A 17,929-nucleotide genomic window follows, 5' to 3' on the forward strand; every position below is an offset into this window, starting at 1 on the left:
ATGCCCAATGCGCTTGCCACTTTGATGCTGCTGCTTTGGCCCGTGGTGATCTGGCGCCTTTTTATCAGCCTGCCACCCGGGCGCGCATTGATCTGGTCCTTGCTGGGGGCCTATCTACTGTTGCCCCCGCCACCTGCGGAATTTGACTTTCCGCTGATGCCTGCGCTGGACAAGACCAGCCTGCCCAATGTTGCCATATTGATCGCGGTTTTCTTTGTGCTGCCACAGCGCCCCAAACTTTTGCCCGATCACACATTGGCGCGGGTATTGCTGGCGGTTTTTGTGCTCTGTCCGATTGCCACGGTATTCACCAATGGCGAGCCTCTGATTTTCACCGAGACCTATATTCGCGGGCTCTATCTACAAGATGCCATAGCCCAGCCCATCAATCGGTTCATCCTTGTGATCGGCTTTCTGATGGCGCGGGCCTTGTTGACCACGGCACAGGACCAGCGTGATCTTCTGGTGGCGCTGATGATTGCGGGGCTGGCCTATTCTGTGCCAATCCTGCTTGAGGTCCGGCTCAGTCCGCAATTGAACAATTGGGTCTATGGCTATTATCAGCACCTGTTTTCCCAGACCATTCGCGGGGGTGGCTATCGCCCGATGGTGTTCCTCTATCATGGGATCTGGCTGGCGTATTTTGTACTCACGGCGCTCTTGGCCACATTGGCGTTGTGGCGGGGTGACAGCGGCACAAGCCGGGCCAAATACTTACTGGCGGCGCTTTATTTTGCTGTTGTGCTCGTGCTGTGCAAAACGCTGGCGACGCTGATTTATGCCACGCTTGCAGGTGTGGTGATTCTGCTGCTGTCCAGTCGCGCACAGGTACGTATTGCTGCCCTGCTCGCGCTTGTGACACTCAGCTATCCGGTGCTGAAATCCGCCGATCTCGTGCCAACAGAGCTTATTCTATCCCGCGCAGAAGCGGTGAGTGCGGATCGGGCGCAATCGCTGAATTTCCGACTGGAGAATGAGGATGTCCTGCTGGAGCGCGCCCTGCGCAAGCCGCTGTTTGGTTGGGGCATATGGGGGCGCAACCACCTGCATGACCCAACCACGGGCCTGATCACAACGGTGACCGATGGGTTCTGGATCATTGTGATGGGGGTCTGGGGCTGGTTTGGATACATCGCACAGTTTGGCCTGATGTCGCTGCCGATTTTCCTCGTGGCGCGCGAATTGCGGCTGCGCCATCAGGCGGATCAGGACAGCTTCCACAAGGGCACCTCCTTTGCCTTCACCGAGGGCACGCAGGCACAGGAGATGCCGCACAGAACGCTGTCGCCTTACCTTGGGCCTCTGGCGGTGATGCTGGGCTTCAATCTGGTCGACATGCTGCCCAACGCCACGCTGACACCGACCACATGGCTGATTGCTGGCACGCTTCTGGGTCATGCGGAACTGATGGCGCGGCTGCGCAAGGGGGAAGACACGGTGCCACCCTCCGAGAGTGCGCATGCCGATGTCACACAGCCCCCCGCAGAGGCGGACCCGCGCAACCGCCACGTGTTATAAGACCTGCTGTAGGGCGGCTCAGAGGGTGGGATATCCCGGTTTCATCTTCAGAATGCGTGCCGGCACGCCGCCCATCACGGCCCCGGCGGGCACATCGGCGGTGACAACAGCATTGGCGCCGATCTCTGCATCCTGACCCACAATGAGTGGCCCAATCAGCTTGGCACCTGCACCGACGTCCACATGCCCTTCAAGCACCACGGCACCCGCCAGCGTCACTTGATGCATCAGTTGGCAATTCACACCGATACGCGCCGCAGGGTGCACGATGATGCCGGTGGGATGGGGCAGCCGCAGGCCGCCTGCAATCTCCATATTGAGATGTAGCTCCGATTGAGTGACCAACGACCAGAAGCGATGCACCAGAACCCAGTATTTTGACGCAAGCGTGCCCCAAAGCCCGCCCTTGGCCTGTGCCGCCTGGTAGCGGCGCAGCGCCCGCAACAGCTTGGGGCCCGCGTCCCAGAATCGCTGAGGCACTTCCCGTGTCCAATCCGGGATGGTGGCAGAAACACTGGCTTCTTTTTGCACGGTAAGACACCTCCAAACAGTCACAGAACGGGCACCTGCGCTTTCAAAACGTTGTCGCAAAACCTCTGTGTTAAAGCAACTTTATCATCCGATGGTGCAAAACTTGCCCAAGCCAAAGGAGATGTGTTTGTTGTGATGCAACGACAGAATGACGCGAGGATCAGCACGCGTATGACCCGTGCCCTGCCAGAGGATGACCCAGAGACTGCGGATGTCACACCGCCAGAGGCCAGCGGCATGGCCTCTGACGGGATGACGCCCGGTGGTGCGGCCCATCGCGCAGAGATTGACGGGCTGCGCGCCATCGCGGTTCTGGCCGTGGTGTTCTATCATTTTGGCGTGCCCGGCTTTGGCGGTGGTTTTGTCGGGGTGGACATCTTCTTTGTCATTTCCGGCTTTCTGATTGGCGGAATTTTGTGGCGGGAGCATCAGGCCACCGGCAGGCTTGCGCTTGGTGCATTTTACATGCGCCGCATACGGCGGCTGGCCCCGGCGTATTTTGTCATGGCCTTTGCGGTTCTGGCCATTGGGTCGCTGATCCTGCTGCCCAGTGATTTCCGCGAGACGGCAAAAGGCGTGATTGCTGCCACGGTCTATCTCTCCAATATCCTGTTCTTTCGGCAGGCGGGCTATTTTGATGGCGCGGCAGAAGAAAAGATCATGCTGCACAGCTGGTCTTTGTCGGTGGAGGAACAGTTTTACATCTTCCTGCCGCTGGTGTTCTTGCTGTTTGCCCGCAATCGCACGGTGTTGATGGCGGCGCTTGGCAGTTGCTTTGCCCTGTCGCTGATCAGCAGTGTTGCGATGACATTTCAGGCGCATACGGCGGCATTTTACCTGTTTCCCTTTCGCGCCTGGGAGCTCTTGGCGGGGGTGGGCCTTGCGATCCTGACCATCGAGAAGCCAGAGCTGTGGCGCCCACATCAGGCGCTGAGCTGGGCCGGGCTGGCGCTGGTTCTGGCCTCTGTGGTGTTGGTGCAGCCGGGTGCGGCTTTTCCCGGCGTGCAGGTGATTTTGCCGGTGCTGGGCACGGTGCTGCTGATTGGCAATGGCACGCAGGACAATCTGGTCAACAGCGCGCTGTCCCAGCGGGTGCCTGTGCTGATTGGGTTGATGTCTTATTCGCTCTATCTGTGGCACTGGCCGGTGTTCACGCTCACCACCTATTTGCAGGAACGCTATGCCGGGCCTGCGGAAACCGCGCTTTGGATTGCCATTTCATTTGTGCTTGCCGGTCTGTCATGGCGTTTTGTGGAACAACCCGTTCGGCGCGCAACCGGGCTGTCAAACTGGGCGTTGCTCGCGGCGGTTGTGGCGGCCTCCGCTTCGGCGCTGATGCTGTCATGGGCGGTTTATAAAACCGACGGCCTGCCACAGCGTTTTGACAGGCAGGCGCAGGTGCATATCGCCGCGACCGGTGATTTCATACAGGATTTCTCTCGCTGTGCGGTGGCTGATAAGGGACCGTTTGCAGGGTTGGAGCTTTGCCGCATTGGGCCGGACTATGGCGCGCCGAACCTGCTGATTTGGGGCGACAGCCATGTGCGCGCCTATTTTGAAGGGCTGGATCAGGCCGCTCATGAGGCCAATCGCGCGGGGCTGGTGATCTGGCGAGCGGGCTGTGCGCCGCTGTTTGACATCCGCAAACAGGAAAGCGCCGCCACGCGGGCACAGGATGCGGCCTGTGGCGCAGCCAATGCACAAATCCGCCAGGCGCTGGCCATGAGCCCTGATCTAAGGGATGTGCTATTGATTGGGAGGTGGTCTTATTATGCCAGTGGCAAAGGGGTGGGCAGCGACGCACATAACAGCATCCGACTGAGCAGTGAGCGCTTTGGCGTGATGACGCAGGATGCGCTTTTGGCGAAGGCCCTTCAGGCCACAGTCACGGAAATCGCGCTTCAGGATCGGGCGGTTTATGTGTTGCGACAGCCCCCTGAGATTGCGCATTACAATGCGCCCAAAGTGGCGCGGGCGCTGGCACATGGACGCCTGTCTGAGCAGCTGGCACGGCGGATCGGGCAAATCACGGTCACCGATGCGACGCGCCGCGCCGCCGGGGGCGAAATGGCGCTGGCCCGCAGTGGCGCGCGGATTTTGGACAGCTGGCGCTGGTTCTGCGATCCGTTCCTCTGTGATGCGGTGCAAAATGGCGTGGGCCAGTTTTTTGACAACAACCATGTGACCAATGCGGCCGCCCGGCGGATGCGCGAAGTGTTTTACCCCGCGATGCTGCGGCAGGTGCCATGACGGCGCAGGTGCTGACCCTGACGCAGGCACAGAAACAATCGCAAGCGGGCGGTTGGGATGTGATCGTGGTCGGCACCGGTATGGGGGGCGGCACCATTGGGCGGCGTCTGGCGGAACAGGGCCATTCGGTGCTGTTTGTGGAGCGGGGTGGTGCCGGTCAGAGGGCCGAAGAACATGGGCTGAACCCACATATCTGGGATGAGGAGGCCCGTCTGGTACGCGGCTATTGGCCCAAGCCGATGCAGGCCACCGTGAATGGCACAACCACCCTGTTTCACGCGCCGCTTGGGGCCGGTGTCGGGGGCAGCTCGGTGTTTTATGCTGCTGCGCTTGAGCGCCCTGCGCCCCATGATCTGGACGACAGCCCGGACATCCCCCACCCGACCGGCGGCTGGCCGGTGTCCTATGCGGAGATGGCGCCCTATTTTGCACAGGCCGAGGCCCTCTATCATGTCTGTGGCGGCGTGGATCCTTTGGCGGCAGAGGTTGCGACCCTGCCAGATGGGCCAGAGATGTCAGAGGCGGATGTGGCGCTTTCGGCCCAAATGCAGGCGGCGGGGCTGCATCCCTATCAGGGGCATCTGGCCCTGCGCCGGTTTGAAGGCAGCGACGGTTATCTGGGGCGCAAATGCCCCAATAACGCCAAGCTTGATGGGCGCTCTGCCGGTGTGGAACCGGCGCTTGCCACAGGCCGTGCGGCGCTTTTGCTGCGCGCGCCGGTGACAGAGATCCAGCATGATCAGGGCCGGGTCAGCGGCGTAAAGATCCGCGTGAACGGAGAACATGCCATATTGCAAGCCAAGACCTATGTGCTCGCAGCCGGCGCGTTGCACACACCGCGGCTTTTGCTGACCTCCGCGGCCTTGGGCAATGGCAGCGGGATGGTCGGGCGCAATCTGATGTTTCATCTCAATGAGATGTTTGCCCTCTGGCCGCCACGCCAGCCCCGCCCTGCGCCTTCAGGCGGCGTGAGCCGTGCGCTGGCGTTTCGCGATCTTTATCACAGCGGTGCAGACCGGTTTGGCATGGTGCAGGCCATGGGTATTGAAGCGCGCTATGGGGAAATCGTGCATTATCTGAACATGGCGTTTGACCGGTCTCTGCTGCGCCACCTGCAGTGGCTGCGCGCCTTCACACGCCTGCCTGCACTGGTCGCGGTCAAGCTTCTGGGCAGTGCAAAGATCTTTGTCGGCATTCTCGAAGACCTGCCTTATGCGCAGAACCGGGTGATATTTGATCCAGACAACCCGGACCATCTGGCGATCCAATATGAGATGGCCCCGGAGCTTCTGGCGCGGCGGCGGGCCTTTCGGCGGGCCCTCAACACGCGCCTGCGCGGGCTGCGCAAGATGTTTGTCAGCACGGGGCCGGAGCTGAACTTTGGCCATCCCTGCGGGACGGTGCGGTTTGGATTGGATCCGGCGACCTCAGTACTCAACCGGGATTGCCGCTTGCATGAGGCCGATAATCTCTATGTGGTGGATGCCGGGTTCATGCCGACCTCCATGGGGGTCAATCCCAGCCTGACCATTGCGGCCAATGCGCTGCGGGTGGGCGATGTGGTGAGCAAGGCGCTGCGCAAAGGAGAGCTGTGATGGCACAGGAGATCGCCGTGGTGACGGGGGCGGGGGGCGGTCTGGGCCGGGCGCTGGCGGTTGCGCTGTGTCAGCGGGGGTGCCGCGTGGCCGGGTTTGGCCGCACGGCAGAGACGCTAGAGGGCACCCGCGCGCAGGCCGGAGAGGGCTTTGTGCCGGTGGTGGCGGATGTCTCTGATCCCGTGGCGGTGGCACAGGGGTTTGCACAGGTGCGGACATATGGGCCGGTATCGCGACTGATCAACAATGCCGCCGTCTATCCGCATCGGGATCTGCTGGATGAGACCCCAGAGAGCTTTCAACAGACCATGGCGACCAATCTTGGCGGCACCGTGGCCTGCACGCTTGAGGCGCTGCAGGATATGACCAAAGCGGGACGGGGGCGGATTGTGAATGTCTCAAGCTTTGCCGACCTGCACCCCCTGCCCTGCAGCGCGGCCTATGCGGTGTCCAAAGGGGCGGTGACCACATTTTCACGCGCGCTGGTGGCGGATTTGGGCGATCGGCTGCCCAATATCATCGTCACCACATGGATGCCGGGCATGTTGAACACCCAGATGGGGCTGGCCGAGGGGCTGGATCCGGCTGTGGCCGCAGACTGGGGCGCGCGGCTGGCGCTTTGGCAGGAGCCGAGCCTCAATGGGGCGGTGTTTGAACGCGATCGCGAAGTGCTGCCTGCGCGTGGCCTGAAGACCCGGTTGAAAGACGCGTTGCGCCTCAGACGGCCCAAAGTGCGTCAGATCCCCGAACGCTGACGCAAAGCCTCCCGCAGGAGGCGCGGCAAAATACCGATGCACCGCAGATAACGCAGGGCCAGACGGGCCGGATTGCTGAGCGCGCGCCAGAGCCATTCCAGCGCAAGACGGCGCACCCAACGCGGCGCGCGTTTCTGCGTGCCTGCCAGAAAATCCAGCCCTGCGCCAATGCTGGCAAAACCCACGTTGGGCACAAGCTGGCGCCCGCGCGCCGCCAGTGCCTCCTGTTTGGGGGCGCCCAGCGCCAGAAAGGCCAGACCCGCCCCGGAGGCGGCAACCTCCTGCAAGAGTGTTTCCGCCGCCGCGCTTTGGGGATCAAACCCCATGGGCGGGGCCACACAGGCCGCCACCTCCAGCCCTGTTACATAACCGCGCAACGCCGTACTTGCCGCCGCCAAGGCCTCTTCGGTGCTGCCAATCAAGGCCACAGGCACCCCCGCCGCGGCGCACCATTCTGCCAGAGGGACCACCAGATCCGCCCCCGGCAAAAGCGCCACCGGCCGGCGGGCCAGCCGCGACAGCCAGACAATGGGGTTGCCATCAGCCACGACAAAATCCTGCGCCAGATAGGCCTGCGCAAAAGCCCCATCAGAAGACAGTTTCACGAGGTGATCGAGGTTGAGTGTGGCCAGCGCAAAGCCCTCTTTCGCCGCCAACCGCTGCCCCACAGCCTGCTTTAACGCCCCGTGATCAGGCACATTGACCGTGACCGGCCCCTCAATGGTTGAAAACTGCACGGCGCAAGCCCCTGCTTTTGCGATTGTCGCAGCTTAACACCCCTTTGGCACCCCTTTGACCCCCAATGCGCGCAGCCAGAGAGTGCCACATAAGGATTTGTCCCAAGTGGTTCAATTCCGCCACATTTCCCGCGCAGAATAAGGCGCAAATACTGGCATCAGCGCGCGCAGCCCCTATAGTTGAGGGCAATTGATTGAAAAGGATTCCGCCATGAGTGCCCGCAAGACGCGCAGCGTTTCGATTATTGGCTGTGGTTTTGTTGCAGATCTTTACATGCGCTCCTTTGCGGCCCATCCCGACATCGCCGTCACGCAGGTCTATGATCACGATCCGGAACGGCTTAGGGCCTTTGCCGATCATTGGCATCTGCACAGCGTGGAGAGCCTCGCGCGGTTTCTGGGCAATCTTCCGGAAGGGTCGCTGATCCTCAACCTGACCAACCCTGACGCACATTACGAGATCAGCCGGTCCTGTCTTGAGGCCGGGCATCATGTCTATTCGGAAAAACCGCTGGCTATGGAAATGTCTGATGCCATCGCATTGCATGAGCTGGCCGCCCAGAAAGGGGTGATGCTTGCCTCTGCGCCCTGCTCTGTATTGGGGGAAACCGCACAGACGCTGGCCAAAGCCGTGCGGGAAGATGTGGCAGGGCCGGTGCGGCTGATCTATGCGGAGCTGGATGATGGTTTTATCCCGCAGGCCCCCTATGCAGACTGGCGCAGTGAAAGCGGCGCGCCCTGGCCCGCGCAGGATGAATTTGCCGTGGGCTGCACGCTGGAACATGCCGGATATTATCTGACCTGGCTGATTGCCATGTTTGGCGCGGTGCGCCGCGTGGTGGCCGCCTCTGCCGAATGCCTGCCTGACAAAGGCCTAAGCGGTGGCACCGCCACGCCCGATTATGCAAGCGCCACATTGTTTTTTGAAAATGGGCTGACGGCGCGGCTGACCTGTTCCATTGTCGCCAGCCATGACCACAGCCTGCGCCTGTTTGGGGATCGCGGGGTGCTGAAAATCAAACAGGCCTGGGACAATGAGGCCGCGGTGCGGTTTCACCGACGCTTCACCCTGCGGCGGCGCCTGATAGAGCATCCGATTGGCAAACGCGTGAGCCTGAGCGGCGACACCCATCCCAAAGTGGATCGTTGGGGCGCGGCAGCGATGAATTTTGCTCTGGGCCCTGCGGAAATGCTGGATGCTTTGGCCGAAGGACGCCCCTGTCGCCTATCGGCGGATTTTGCGCTGCATCTCAATGAGGTCACACTGGCGATCCAGAATGCAGAGGCGGATGGCTGTGCGCAGGAGATGTCCACACGCTGTGATCCTCTGCCGCCCATGCCATGGGCCATATGACCACGGCGCCGATTGTCATCACCGGAGCCAATGGCTTTGTCGGGCGGGCCTGCGTTGCAGAGGCGCGCAGACAGGGGGTGCCGGTGCGGGCTTTGATCCGTGACCCTTTGAAGGCTCCCAACAACTGGGCGGATGATCCAGAGATTGAGATTGTGATCCGCGATCTGGCGGAGGCGGATGAAACGCTGTCTGAGGTTTTGGAGGGCGCGGGAGCGGTGATCCACTGTGCGGCCACGCTGGCGGGCGATCATGCGCGGGACACGCTGGCGGCAAGCACCTATCTGATTGAGGCTCTGGTGGGGGCGAAAGTGCCGCATCTTATCTTGGCGGGCTCTCTGTCGGTCTATGACGTAGCAGGCGTGCCGGATGGCGGCACCCTGCGGGAAGACAGCCCTGTTGGCACCAAAGGCCGTGATCTTTATGCGCAGGCCAAAGCGGCCCAGGAACAGCAGTTTTTTGATGGTGCGGCGCTTTATGGTTTTGCGCTGTCTGTGCTGCGACTTGGAGCAGTCTGGGGCGCGGGACAGCTTTTCAATGCGCATATTGGGCCAGCCTTGGGGCCACTTGTGCTGCGCATTGATGGGGGTGGCAGCGTGCCACTCTGCCGGAGAGATCTGGCCGCTGAGACGCTGGTGCGCGCCGCCACCCGTTCGGAAACGGATTTTGGCACGGGGCTGGGCGTGATCAATGTACTGGATGACGATCTGCCAGATCGCCGCCGGTTTGTTGCCGCGCTGAAAGCCTGCGGCTGGCCGCGCTATCAGATGCCTGTGCCGTTGCGGCTGATGCGGCTGATTGCAGCGGCGACGCCCAATAACAATGCATTACCCGGGCTGTTGCACCCCGCCATTCTCGAAGCGCGCCACCGCCCATTGCACTATGACAATGCCATGATGCACAAACGCCTTGGCCCGGTCACAATGATGCCCTTTGAAAGGGCTATGCAGGGCGCCATTGACCATCCCCAAGACGATCAGCCCCAAAAAGAACAGGCCAACCCGTTGTGAGTGACACTTTTGACCATCCAATCGCCTATCTGACAGGGGAATACCCCCGCGCCACGGATACTTTCATCCAGCGTGAAGTGGCAGAATTGCGGGCACGGGGCCATCAGGTGGAAACCTGTTCGGTGCGCCGCACAGGTGCGGAGCATCTAGTAGGGGAAGAACAAAAGGCCGAAGCCAAAAGCACCTTCTATATTCTAGCGGCGGCGAAAGCTCCGGTCACATTGATAAGCGCCATTTTGGGCGCATTGCTGCGACGTCCGGGTGGTTTTTTGCGCGCGCTGCTGCTGGCGCTGCGCGCGGCACCGCCGGGGCTGCGCAACCATCTGTATCAACTGTTTTACTTTGCCGAAGCAGCGGTGCTGGCGGCGCATCTGCGCAAGAGGGGCGTGCGTCATCTGCACAATCACATCGCAAAATCCTCCTGTACGGTGGCGATGCTGACCAGTGAGCTTTCCGGCATTCCCTTTAGTTTTACGTTGCATGGGCCGGACATCTTCTTTGCGCCGGACCATTGGCGGCTCGATGAGAAGATCGCACGGGCCAGATTTGTGGCCTGTATCAGCCAGTTCTGCCGCTCGCAGGCGATGGCGTTCTGTGATCCCAAACACTGGGGCAAGCTGCATATCGTGCACTGTGGTGTGGATCCTCTGCGTTATGATGGGGGGGATGATCCGGTGGACACCAACCTTCTGTTCGTTGGACGGCTGGCACCGGTAAAAGGTCTGCCGATTTTGCTGCGGGCGCTGGAACCTCTAACCGGCCAATTCCCCAACATCCATTTGACGGTTGTGGGGGATGGGCCCGGGCGCACAGCGCTGGAACATCAGGTGGAGACTTCGGGGCTTGCGGAACATGTGCGCTTTGTAGGTTATAAATCCCAAACCGAAGTGGCAGAGGCGCTGAAAGCGGCGGATCTGTTTGTCTTGCCAAGCTTTGCCGAAGGCGTGCCAGTGGTGCTGATGGAGGCGATGGCGGCGCGTCGCCCGGTGGTGGCAACACAGATTGCGGGCATTCCCGAGCTGGTGGCGGATGGCGGCGCGGGCCTGCTGGTGCCCCCCGGCGATGTTGCGGCCCTCAGCGCAGCGATTGGCAAAATCCTTGCCAACCCGGCGCGGGCCACAGCCATGGGCATCGCGGGCCGAGCCAAAGTGGAAGCGGCCTTTGACATCACCAAGGAAGCGGCGCGTCTTTCAGATCTGTTTCAAGGTCAGCGCCCATGAGCCCGGAAAGCCGCGCCGTGACCGCCATTGTGATTGGCCGCAACGAAGGCAAGCGGCTGGTGGCCTGTCTGGCGTCGCTGCAAAAGCAGGGCGTGGAGATGGTCTATGTGGACAGTGGCAGCTGGGACAACTCTGTGGCGGAAGCGCGCAAGGTTGGCGCGCTGGTGGTGGAGCTGGACAACAGCGCACCCTTCACCGCCGCCCGCGCACGACAGGCCGGGTTTGACGCCTTGGCACAGACCGACGATCTGCCGGAATTTGTGCAGTTTGTGGATGGCGATTGTGTGGTGGTGGACGGCTGGATTGCAGCCGGGCTGGCCGCGCTTCAGGCCACGCCGCGCCTTGGGTTGATCACCGGCTGGCGCGCGGAGCTCTATCCTGAGCGCAGTGTTTACAATGCCCTGTGTGATTTTGAATGGCATCGCCCCGCCGGGGAGATCGTCACATGTGGCGGTGACATGATGGTGCGCAGTGCCGCTTTTCAGCAGGCGGGCGGGTTTGATGCCACCGTCATCGCCGCAGAGGATGACGAATTCTGTGTACGTCTGGCCAAAGCAGGCTGGCAGCTGCGCCGCCTGCCACAGGAAATGACCCGCCATGACGCGGCCATGCTGCGCTTTGGTCAATGGTGGCAACGGGCCTTGCGCACCGGACATGGCTTTGCGCAGGTTGGCTGGATGCACCCGCCCTATTTTCGCAAGGAACAACTGCGGGGGCTGATCTACGGGGGGATCCTGCCGCTGCTGGCGCTTTATGGGCTGTGTGACAATATTTTGATCCTGATCGCGGTGATGGCGGCCTATGCCATCAATTACAGCCGCACCAAATCCGGCCTTATCACCGAAGGTCTGCCGCATTGGGAAGCGCGCCGCCATGCGCGGCTGTTAACCCTTTCCAAACTGCCAAATGTGATGGGTATGTTTCTGTTTCACTGGCGTCGTCTGCGTGGCCGGGCGATGCGTATTATCGAGTATAAATGACCATGACAGCCTTTGCCCAAGACCGCCCGATCCGCGCTGCCCTTCTGGGGGCTGGCTATATTGCCGACTGGCATGCCGCTGCAATCTCCGCCACACCCGGCGTAGAGCTGGTTGCGGTCTGTGATCAATCCGCAGCGGCGGCAGAAGCGCTTTCGCAGAGCTACGGGATCACCGCTTATCGTGATCTGGAGAAGATGCTGGCCGCTGGTGTGGCGGATGCGGTGCATATCGTGACGCCGCCCGGCACCCACCGCGCGCTGGCGGAGACTTGTCTGCGGGCTGGGCATCATGTGCTGGTGGAAAAACCTGTGGCTTTGTCAGGAGACGAGACTGCCGAGATCAACCAGATCGCCACAGAGACGGGGCGGGTGTTTGCCGCCGGGCATAACTTCATGGGCACGCCGGGGTATCAGCGCCTGAAGACCCGTCTGGAAGCCGGCGAAATCGGCCGGATCGCCGCCGCAGAGATCAACTGGCATTTCCCGATGATGCCGCTGCGCTCCGGGCCCTTTGGGCTCTGGCTGCTGGCGGAGCCCAAGAACATGCTTCTGGAGCTGGGCCCACATCTTTTTGCCTTTGCGGTGGATCTGTTTGGCCCCCTGACGGTGGAACATGTGAGCCTGTCCAAACCCATTGCCCTTCCCGGAGATACCACACGACCGCAGGGCTGGCACATTCTGGTCACTGCGGGGGATGTCTCTGTCACGCTCAATCTGTCGCTGGTGGAAACCATGGATGATCGATCGGTGACGCTGCATGGGTCCACCGCGACGGCGCGGTATGACTACGCCCATGACGTGTTGACGGTGGACGGTGAGAACGCCGCCGATATTGTCGCCAACCCCTTCCTGCGCCAGATGAGCCTTGCGGGGCAGCATCTGCGCGAAGGCGTGGTGAACGGCGCGCGTCAGCTTGTGTCGCTCAATCGCAAATCGCCTTATGGTCTGTCTTTTGCCGGGCTGAGCGGGGCCTTTTACAGCGCGATCCGCTCTGGGCGCCCGCTGGATGCCCGGTTTTCCGGCGACGCCGCGACAGAGGTCATGCGCGCCATTGATGCGGCCATTGCGCTCATGCCGAAAGCCGCCAAAAAGCCCAAACCCGCCAGCCGCGCCAAACCCAAGCCCAGCGTTCTGATCATCGGCGGTACGGGATTTATCGGGCGTACATTAACCCGCGCATGGGTGGCCAAAGGCCGCGACGTGCGGGTGCTGTCACGCGGCACCAGCGGGCCCTTTGATGACATTGCCGATCACGTGCAACTGACCAGTGCCAACCTGCGGGACCCTGATCAGTTGGCTCATGCGCTGGAGGGCATTGAGATTGTCTACCACCTTGGCAAATCCATGGATGCCACATGGGAGGCCGCGCTCAAAAACGATGTGGCGGTGACAGAGACCATTGCCCGCGCCGCCAATGCCGCCGGTGTCAAACGTTTCATCTATACAGGCACCATCGCCAGCTACGACATGTCCGACCCGCATGTGACGATTTCCGAAGCCACCGGCTTTGACGCCGATATGAGCGCGCGCAACATCTATGCACGCTCTAAGGCCGAATGTGAGGCGCGTCTGCTGGAGATGTACCGCCAGGACGATCTCCCATTGGTGATTGCCCGCCCCGGCATCGTAGTGGGCCATGGCGGGCCGTTGCAGCATTGGGGCATCGGGCGCTGGCATGGCGCAGGGGCTGTGCGGATCTGGGGCAAGGGGCATCACGGACTGCCCTTTGTGCTTAATGAGGATGTGGCAGAAGCCTTGATCCTGATGGCAGAAAATGACGCCGCGCTGGGGGAAAGCTTCAACCTTGTTGGCGGCCCAAAGCTATCTGCCCGAGATTATTTTGACGCCATCCACGCGCGCCTTGGGGCGCGCATCAAGGTCAAACCCGGCAATCTGGTCGCCTTTTATGCCGCTGCCAGCGTCAAATACCTGCTGAAAAAACATGTGTTGCGGCGCGGTGGGTTGAGCAACCCGTCTCTGTCGGATTGGAAAAGCCGCGCGCATTTCTCGCCGTTTGACAACAGGCTGCCCAAAGAACTGCTTGGCTGGCAGCCGGAAACCCGCCGGGATGCCTTTCTGACCAAAGCGATTGATGAGGCCAATCTGCTGGGCTTTTGAGGCCAGCCGCCCTATCTCCGCAATGGTGCCTTTCTTTTGTCGGCATTCCCTTGTTTACTTGTGTCAAACAGCCCCAGAGCAGAACAACAGACATCCGCCATGAGCACAGACACCCCGCAGGATATGGATCTTTCCGAGCCACAGGCCGAGCAGGAGGCGCGCCTGCCTGCGCTGCATGACCCGGAGGTGTTCTGGGAGAATCTCAAACCTGCCGCCATCAGCGAGGCGGCTTTGGTGGACAATCATCTGATCAGCGTGACCCGCGCGCATCCTGCACATACCGCGTTTGATATGCTGCGCACACGTCTGTTGCAGGCCCTGAATGAAAAGGGCTGGACTCGCGTGGCGGTCACCGCCCCCACACGCGGCTGTGGCAGCAGCTTTGTCACCGCCAATCTGGCGCTGGCCGTGGCGCGGCTGGAAACTGTGCGCACCGTGATGCTGGATATGGATCTGCGCGCGCCCAGTCTGCATGACATGCTGGGGGTGCCTGCGACGGACAGTATGGCCGACTATCTCAGTGGAATGATCGCGCCGGAAAATTTTGTTCAGAAGGTGCGCCCAAATCTTGCCCTCGCCCTCAATGATACAGCCAGCGACACCTCAGCAGAGCTGTTTCAGAATGACATCACCGCAGAGGTTCTGGAAGAACTCGAAGAGGCGCTTTGTCCGGAGCTGATGCTGTTTGACATGCCTCCGGCGCTGGAATTTGACGATGTGCTTGGATTTCTGCCCAATGTGGATGCGGTGCTGGTGGTGGCCGGTGGAGGTGTTTCCACTGCGGAAGACATCACCAAGGTGGAGCAGATCCTGTCTGAGGTGAAGCCCATACTGGGTGTGATGCTCAATAAAGCTGACGGGCCTGTCTCTTACTGAGGGTTTCCCCTATCGGAAGGTACCAGACACAGATCACACGCTGTTCTGTTGGTTACTGGCCCATCAAGAGACGACGCCAGCGCCGATCCAACTCACGCTTTTCCGCGCCGGTTTTGGGGCCCAACACAAATAGGGTCTCTCGCTGGTCCATCGGCAAGGCCAAGCGCATGATTTTCTCCTGAACGTCACCCCGGCTGTTGTCCAGATTCTGCGCGGCCAAATTGGCCAAAGCGTAAGAGGCAATTTCGGGGGCCACGCTCTTGGACATGAAATAGGCCATTACATCTTCTGCGTTTTTACGCGCCGTCTTGCCAGCCGGAGCAACAACCGTATCCGCCCACATGACCCCGCCTTCTTTCGGAACCGTGTAGCGATAGGGGACGTCAAAACCGTATATTTCTGGCGCAATCCCCGTGCTGCTCCAGGTGAGCGCCATACAGATTTGCCCACGTTTGAACTGTGCGTATTGATTGCCCGTGACCGTGGTCACATAGGGCATAATCGCGGACAAGGTCTCAAAAGCCGCGTCGAGATCTGCGCTGGACATGGAATTGGGATCCCGCCCCAGATAGTGTAGCGCCGTCGCCACCACCTCCTGCACCGAATCCACGATGGAAATGCCGCACTCGCTGAGTACCTCCGCATTTTGCGGATCAAACAATAGTTCCCAGCTGTCCATAGGCGTATCGGGCAGACGTTTTTCTATCTCAGCTTTGTCCAGAGCCAGGCCCGTGGAGCCCCACATGACAGGCAGGGCATAATCCAGCACCCCCGGCGCCGCCGTACGGATCTTCTCAGTCAGCCACGTATTGGCCGCGTAGGATGAGGTAAAATTAAACACAGACAAGTCCTGCAAAGCGCCCATTTTTGCCATCCGCGGAACGGCCTCTACAGGTAAGATCGCCAGATCATACCCCGTCCAACCGGATGCCAGACGCGCCTCAGCTTCGTCGGCGACAGAAAAGCTGTCTACGATCAGTTTGATCCCGCGTTCGCGCTCAAAGCCGACAATCACCTCTGGTGGGATCGTGGCCTGCCACGTGTAAAACCAGACGTCAGCGTCCTCTGTCTGCGCACGTAGAGCGGTCGAGAAGACCCCACATAATCCAAGAAGCAACATCAAGGTGGGCCGTTTGATCATACGCATCGCCGCACCTGTTCACCATCTTGTGTATCTTCCGGCCAATGCCGTAGAAGTTCCCGAACCAGAGTTTTGCGATTGATCGGTTTTTGCAAATATCCGTTCATGCCAGCAGCCACACAATGGCCTTCATATTCGCTAAGAGCATTGGCGGATAACCCAATAATCGGCAGGCCAGCTGTATCCGCACAGTCAGGCTCATCTCGAATGGCGCGCGTGGCCTGCACCCCGTCCATCTTGGGCATCCGCACATCCATGAGAATGAGATCTGGCCCCCAACTGCGTGCCTCTGCAACAGCTTCAACGCCATTGGAGACCGTTTTGACCTCACACCCGAGGTTTTGCAGCAACTTCTGCGCCACCAGCTGATTGACCCTGTTGTCATCAGCGACCAAAACTCGCTTTTCAAAGTGACAGGGCCGTAGGTTGAGTGGGCGCTCTGGCGCAGATTTCGCCGTCTCAACCGGGAAAGTAATACTGAAAACCGACCCTTCGTTCTGCATGCTGTCCACATGCACACGCCCTTGCATAGCTTCTGTCAGACGCTTCACGATGGCAAGGCCAAGACCAGTTCCGCCAAACTGTGTCGTGGTAGACGCGTCCGCCTGTTCAAACTGCCCAAAGATGCGCCCCAAAGCCTCCGGTGCGATGCCGATGCCCTGATCTTTGACGGAGAGCCGGACAAGGCGCTGTGCACCTGCGCGATCCTCGACATTTTCCAGACAAATCGAAACCGTCCCATTTTCGGTAAATTTGACGGCATTTCCCACCAGATTGGTCAACACCTGACGCACCGCATTGGGCGCTCCATGCACATGCCAGTCGGCACCTGACTGCTGCGGAAAGACCTGCAACACAACATCGCGTTTCACCGCCTGTCCTGAAAACAGTTCCGCCACTTCAGTGCACATCTCGTGTAGATTGAAGTCTTTGTATTCGAGCACCATTTTGCCGGCCTCAAACTTGGCGAGGTCCAATACATCGTTGATCAGCTGCAGCAGGGACTGCCCACTGGTGGAGATCATGGACACCATCCGTTCCTGTTCATCGTCCAGCTTGGTCTCTGCAAGCACGTCGGCAAGCCCTAGCACCCCGTTCAAAGGGGTGCGGATTTCATGGCTCATGGTAGCCAAAAACATCGATTTGGACTCAGAAGCCGCCTCGGCGGCCTTTCGACTGCGGTGAATTTCACTCTGCGCCCCAATCACGTAGCGCTCCATCGGGAGGAAGACAAACCGCGCCGCAACGCCCACCCCCAACAAGGTGATCAAAAGCGCGCCAACACCATACAGCAACTGGCGATCTGCAGCCTGCTCGCCCGCGTCCATTTCGACCTGACGGATCCGATTGAAAATTGGCAAAAGCCGCACAGACAAATCCGCCGCCAGACTGGCCGCACGTTCAATATTCAGATCCGAATTGCGTGGATCCACAACGATCTCGGCCATAAACAGAATTTCTTCGAGCTCTAGAAGCGGATTGAGCGTTTCCTGCGTCAGAATTTTCTGCGCATTTGGGGAAAAGCCAATTAACGCATCGGGCGCCGAAATCTGATCCAAAGCCACCTGTGCGGAATGAGCCGCACGCCGCACCTGCCCGCGTGAGGATACCACGCGCCTGTTGCCTTCGGTTTCCTTGAGTTCATAGAACGCCAGAGACAATTCAGACAGAGACAGTAGGACCATATCAATGCTGGAGGTGTTCTCTGTTCGGGTGGCCACGTTTTCACGCCCAATAAAGGCCACCGACATCGCCGTGATGGATGCCAGAAGAACAATCCCAAGAGCAATGCCGCTGCGCAGGCGGAGATATTTTCGAGTGATGCGCAATTCTGCCATAGGCGTTGGG

At 60.2% G+C, this 17,929-nt stretch carries 14 protein-coding genes and 1 pseudogene; 11 read left to right on the plus strand and 4 right to left on the minus strand.

Features of this window, described 5'->3' with window-relative positions; all coding sequences use genetic code 11:
- Window positions 1-1,518, plus strand: a complete 1,518-nt coding sequence (locus tag J7382_RS14175) for a hypothetical protein (RefSeq protein ID WP_209069682.1) — start codon at window positions 1-3, stop codon at window positions 1,516-1,518.
- Between the two features lie 18 nt (window positions 1,519-1,536).
- On the opposite strand, the gene J7382_RS14180 is transcribed toward J7382_RS14175, so the two are convergent.
- Entirely contained in the window at window positions 1,537-2,049 is a 513-nt protein-coding gene (locus J7382_RS14180) for a serine acetyltransferase (protein WP_209069683.1), read from the minus strand.
- Window positions 2,050-2,220: 171 nt separating this feature from the next.
- Between J7382_RS14180 and J7382_RS14185 the strand changes: the two genes are divergently transcribed.
- The 3 genes from J7382_RS14185 to J7382_RS14195 are packed head-to-tail and all read left to right on the plus strand — an operon-like array spanning window position 2,221 to window position 6,649.
- Window positions 2,221-4,299 carry an acyltransferase family protein gene (locus J7382_RS14185; RefSeq protein ID WP_247745017.1) on the plus strand — a complete coding sequence of 693 codons (2,079 nt, stop codon included), beginning with the start codon at window positions 2,221-2,223 and terminating at the stop codon, window positions 4,297-4,299.
- Window positions 4,296-5,894: a GMC family oxidoreductase gene (locus J7382_RS14190; protein ID WP_209069684.1), complete on the plus strand. Its 1,599-nt coding sequence runs from the start codon at window positions 4,296-4,298 to the stop codon at window positions 5,892-5,894. Before J7382_RS14185 ends, J7382_RS14190 begins: the two co-directional genes overlap by 4 nt.
- A complete protein-coding gene (locus J7382_RS14195; protein ID WP_209069685.1) occupies window positions 5,894-6,649 on the plus strand; it encodes an SDR family oxidoreductase in 756 nt (251 codons plus the stop codon). Before J7382_RS14190 ends, J7382_RS14195 begins: the two co-directional genes overlap by 1 nt.
- Here the strand turns inward: J7382_RS14195 and J7382_RS14200 are convergent.
- Window positions 6,631-7,386 carry a WecB/TagA/CpsF family glycosyltransferase gene (locus J7382_RS14200; protein ID WP_209069686.1) on the minus strand — a complete coding sequence of 252 codons (756 nt, stop codon included), beginning with the start codon at window positions 7,384-7,386 and terminating at the stop codon, window positions 6,631-6,633. The two genes, J7382_RS14195 and J7382_RS14200, sit on opposite strands and share 19 nt — an antisense overlap.
- A 211-nt stretch (window positions 7,387-7,597) precedes the next feature.
- Between J7382_RS14200 and J7382_RS14205 the strand changes: the two genes are divergently transcribed.
- The 7 genes and pseudogenes from J7382_RS14205 (at window position 7,598) to J7382_RS14230 (ending at window position 14,940) form a co-directional block, all read left to right on the plus strand.
- Window positions 7,598-8,740, plus strand: coding sequence for a Gfo/Idh/MocA family oxidoreductase (locus J7382_RS14205; RefSeq protein WP_209069687.1), 1,143 nt, complete (start codon window positions 7,598-7,600; stop codon window positions 8,738-8,740).
- Window positions 8,737-9,747, plus strand: a complete 1,011-nt coding sequence (locus J7382_RS14210; RefSeq protein WP_209069688.1) for an NAD(P)-dependent oxidoreductase — start codon at window positions 8,737-8,739, stop codon at window positions 9,745-9,747. Before J7382_RS14205 ends, J7382_RS14210 begins: the two co-directional genes overlap by 4 nt.
- Window positions 9,744-10,967 (plus strand): glycosyltransferase family 4 protein, encoded by a 1,224-nt coding sequence (locus J7382_RS14215; RefSeq protein WP_209069689.1) that lies wholly within the window; start codon window positions 9,744-9,746, stop codon window positions 10,965-10,967. The genes J7382_RS14210 and J7382_RS14215 overlap by 4 nt, the downstream gene beginning before the upstream one ends.
- Window positions 10,964-11,947: a glycosyltransferase family 2 protein gene (locus J7382_RS14220; RefSeq protein ID WP_209069690.1), complete on the plus strand. Its 984-nt coding sequence runs from the start codon at window positions 10,964-10,966 to the stop codon at window positions 11,945-11,947. The genes J7382_RS14215 and J7382_RS14220 overlap by 4 nt, the downstream gene beginning before the upstream one ends.
- 2 nt (window positions 11,948-11,949) lie before the next feature.
- Window positions 11,950-12,321, plus strand: a pseudogene (locus J7382_RS19970) (Gfo/Idh/MocA family oxidoreductase); the annotation flags it as partial.
- Between the two features lie 168 nt (window positions 12,322-12,489).
- Window positions 12,490-14,064 (plus strand): NAD-dependent epimerase/dehydratase family protein, encoded by a 1,575-nt coding sequence (locus J7382_RS19975; RefSeq protein ID WP_348540037.1) that lies wholly within the window; start codon window positions 12,490-12,492, stop codon window positions 14,062-14,064.
- Between the two features lie 99 nt (window positions 14,065-14,163).
- On the plus strand, window positions 14,164-14,940 hold the full coding sequence (locus J7382_RS14230) for a CpsD/CapB family tyrosine-protein kinase (RefSeq protein ID WP_209069691.1): 777 nt from the start codon (window positions 14,164-14,166) through the stop codon (window positions 14,938-14,940).
- Between the two features lie 52 nt (window positions 14,941-14,992).
- Here J7382_RS14230 and J7382_RS14235 read toward each other — a convergent pair whose 3' ends face one another.
- Both J7382_RS14235 and J7382_RS14240 read right to left on the minus strand, forming a co-directional pair.
- Window positions 14,993-16,087 (minus strand): extracellular solute-binding protein, encoded by a 1,095-nt coding sequence (locus J7382_RS14235; RefSeq protein WP_209069692.1) that lies wholly within the window; start codon window positions 16,085-16,087, stop codon window positions 14,993-14,995.
- On the minus strand, window positions 16,078-17,919 hold the full coding sequence (locus J7382_RS14240) for an ATP-binding protein (RefSeq protein WP_209069693.1): 1,842 nt from the start codon (window positions 17,917-17,919) through the stop codon (window positions 16,078-16,080). Before J7382_RS14240 ends, J7382_RS14235 begins: the two co-directional genes overlap by 10 nt.
- Window positions 17,920-17,929: the final 10 nt, after the last annotated feature.

The sequence above is a fragment of the Shimia sp. R11_0 genome (assembly GCF_017744035.1).
GTDB classification, from domain to species: Bacteria; Pseudomonadota; Alphaproteobacteria; order Rhodobacterales; family Rhodobacteraceae; genus Shimia; species Shimia marina.

What these genes read in the sequence shown, in the direction of transcription:
- J7382_RS14175 (WP_209069682.1), top strand. Translation starts at nt 1, where the DNA reads ATGCCCAATGCGCTTGCCACTTTGATGCTGCTGCTTTGGCCCGTGGTG.
- J7382_RS14185 (WP_247745017.1), top strand. Translation starts at nt 2,221, where the DNA reads ATGACCCGTGCCCTGCCAGAGGATGACCCAGAGACTGCGGATGTCACA.
- J7382_RS14190 (WP_209069684.1), top strand. Translation starts at nt 4,296, where the DNA reads ATGACGGCGCAGGTGCTGACCCTGACGCAGGCACAGAAACAATCGCAA.
- J7382_RS14195 (WP_209069685.1), top strand. Translation starts at nt 5,894, where the DNA reads ATGGCACAGGAGATCGCCGTGGTGACGGGGGCGGGGGGCGGTCTGGGC.
- J7382_RS14205 (WP_209069687.1), top strand. Translation starts at nt 7,598, where the DNA reads ATGAGTGCCCGCAAGACGCGCAGCGTTTCGATTATTGGCTGTGGTTTT.
- J7382_RS14210 (WP_209069688.1), top strand. Translation starts at nt 8,737, where the DNA reads ATGACCACGGCGCCGATTGTCATCACCGGAGCCAATGGCTTTGTCGGG.
- J7382_RS14220 (WP_209069690.1), top strand. Translation starts at nt 10,964, where the DNA reads ATGAGCCCGGAAAGCCGCGCCGTGACCGCCATTGTGATTGGCCGCAAC.
- J7382_RS19975 (WP_348540037.1), top strand. Translation starts at nt 12,490, where the DNA reads ATGCTTCTGGAGCTGGGCCCACATCTTTTTGCCTTTGCGGTGGATCTG.
- J7382_RS14230 (WP_209069691.1), top strand. Translation starts at nt 14,164, where the DNA reads ATGAGCACAGACACCCCGCAGGATATGGATCTTTCCGAGCCACAGGCC.
- J7382_RS14235 (WP_209069692.1), bottom strand. Translation starts at nt 16,087, where the DNA reads ATGCGTATGATCAAACGGCCCACCTTGATGTTGCTTCTTGGATTATGT.
- J7382_RS14240 (WP_209069693.1), bottom strand. Translation starts at nt 17,919, where the DNA reads ATGGCAGAATTGCGCATCACTCGAAAATATCTCCGCCTGCGCAGCGGC.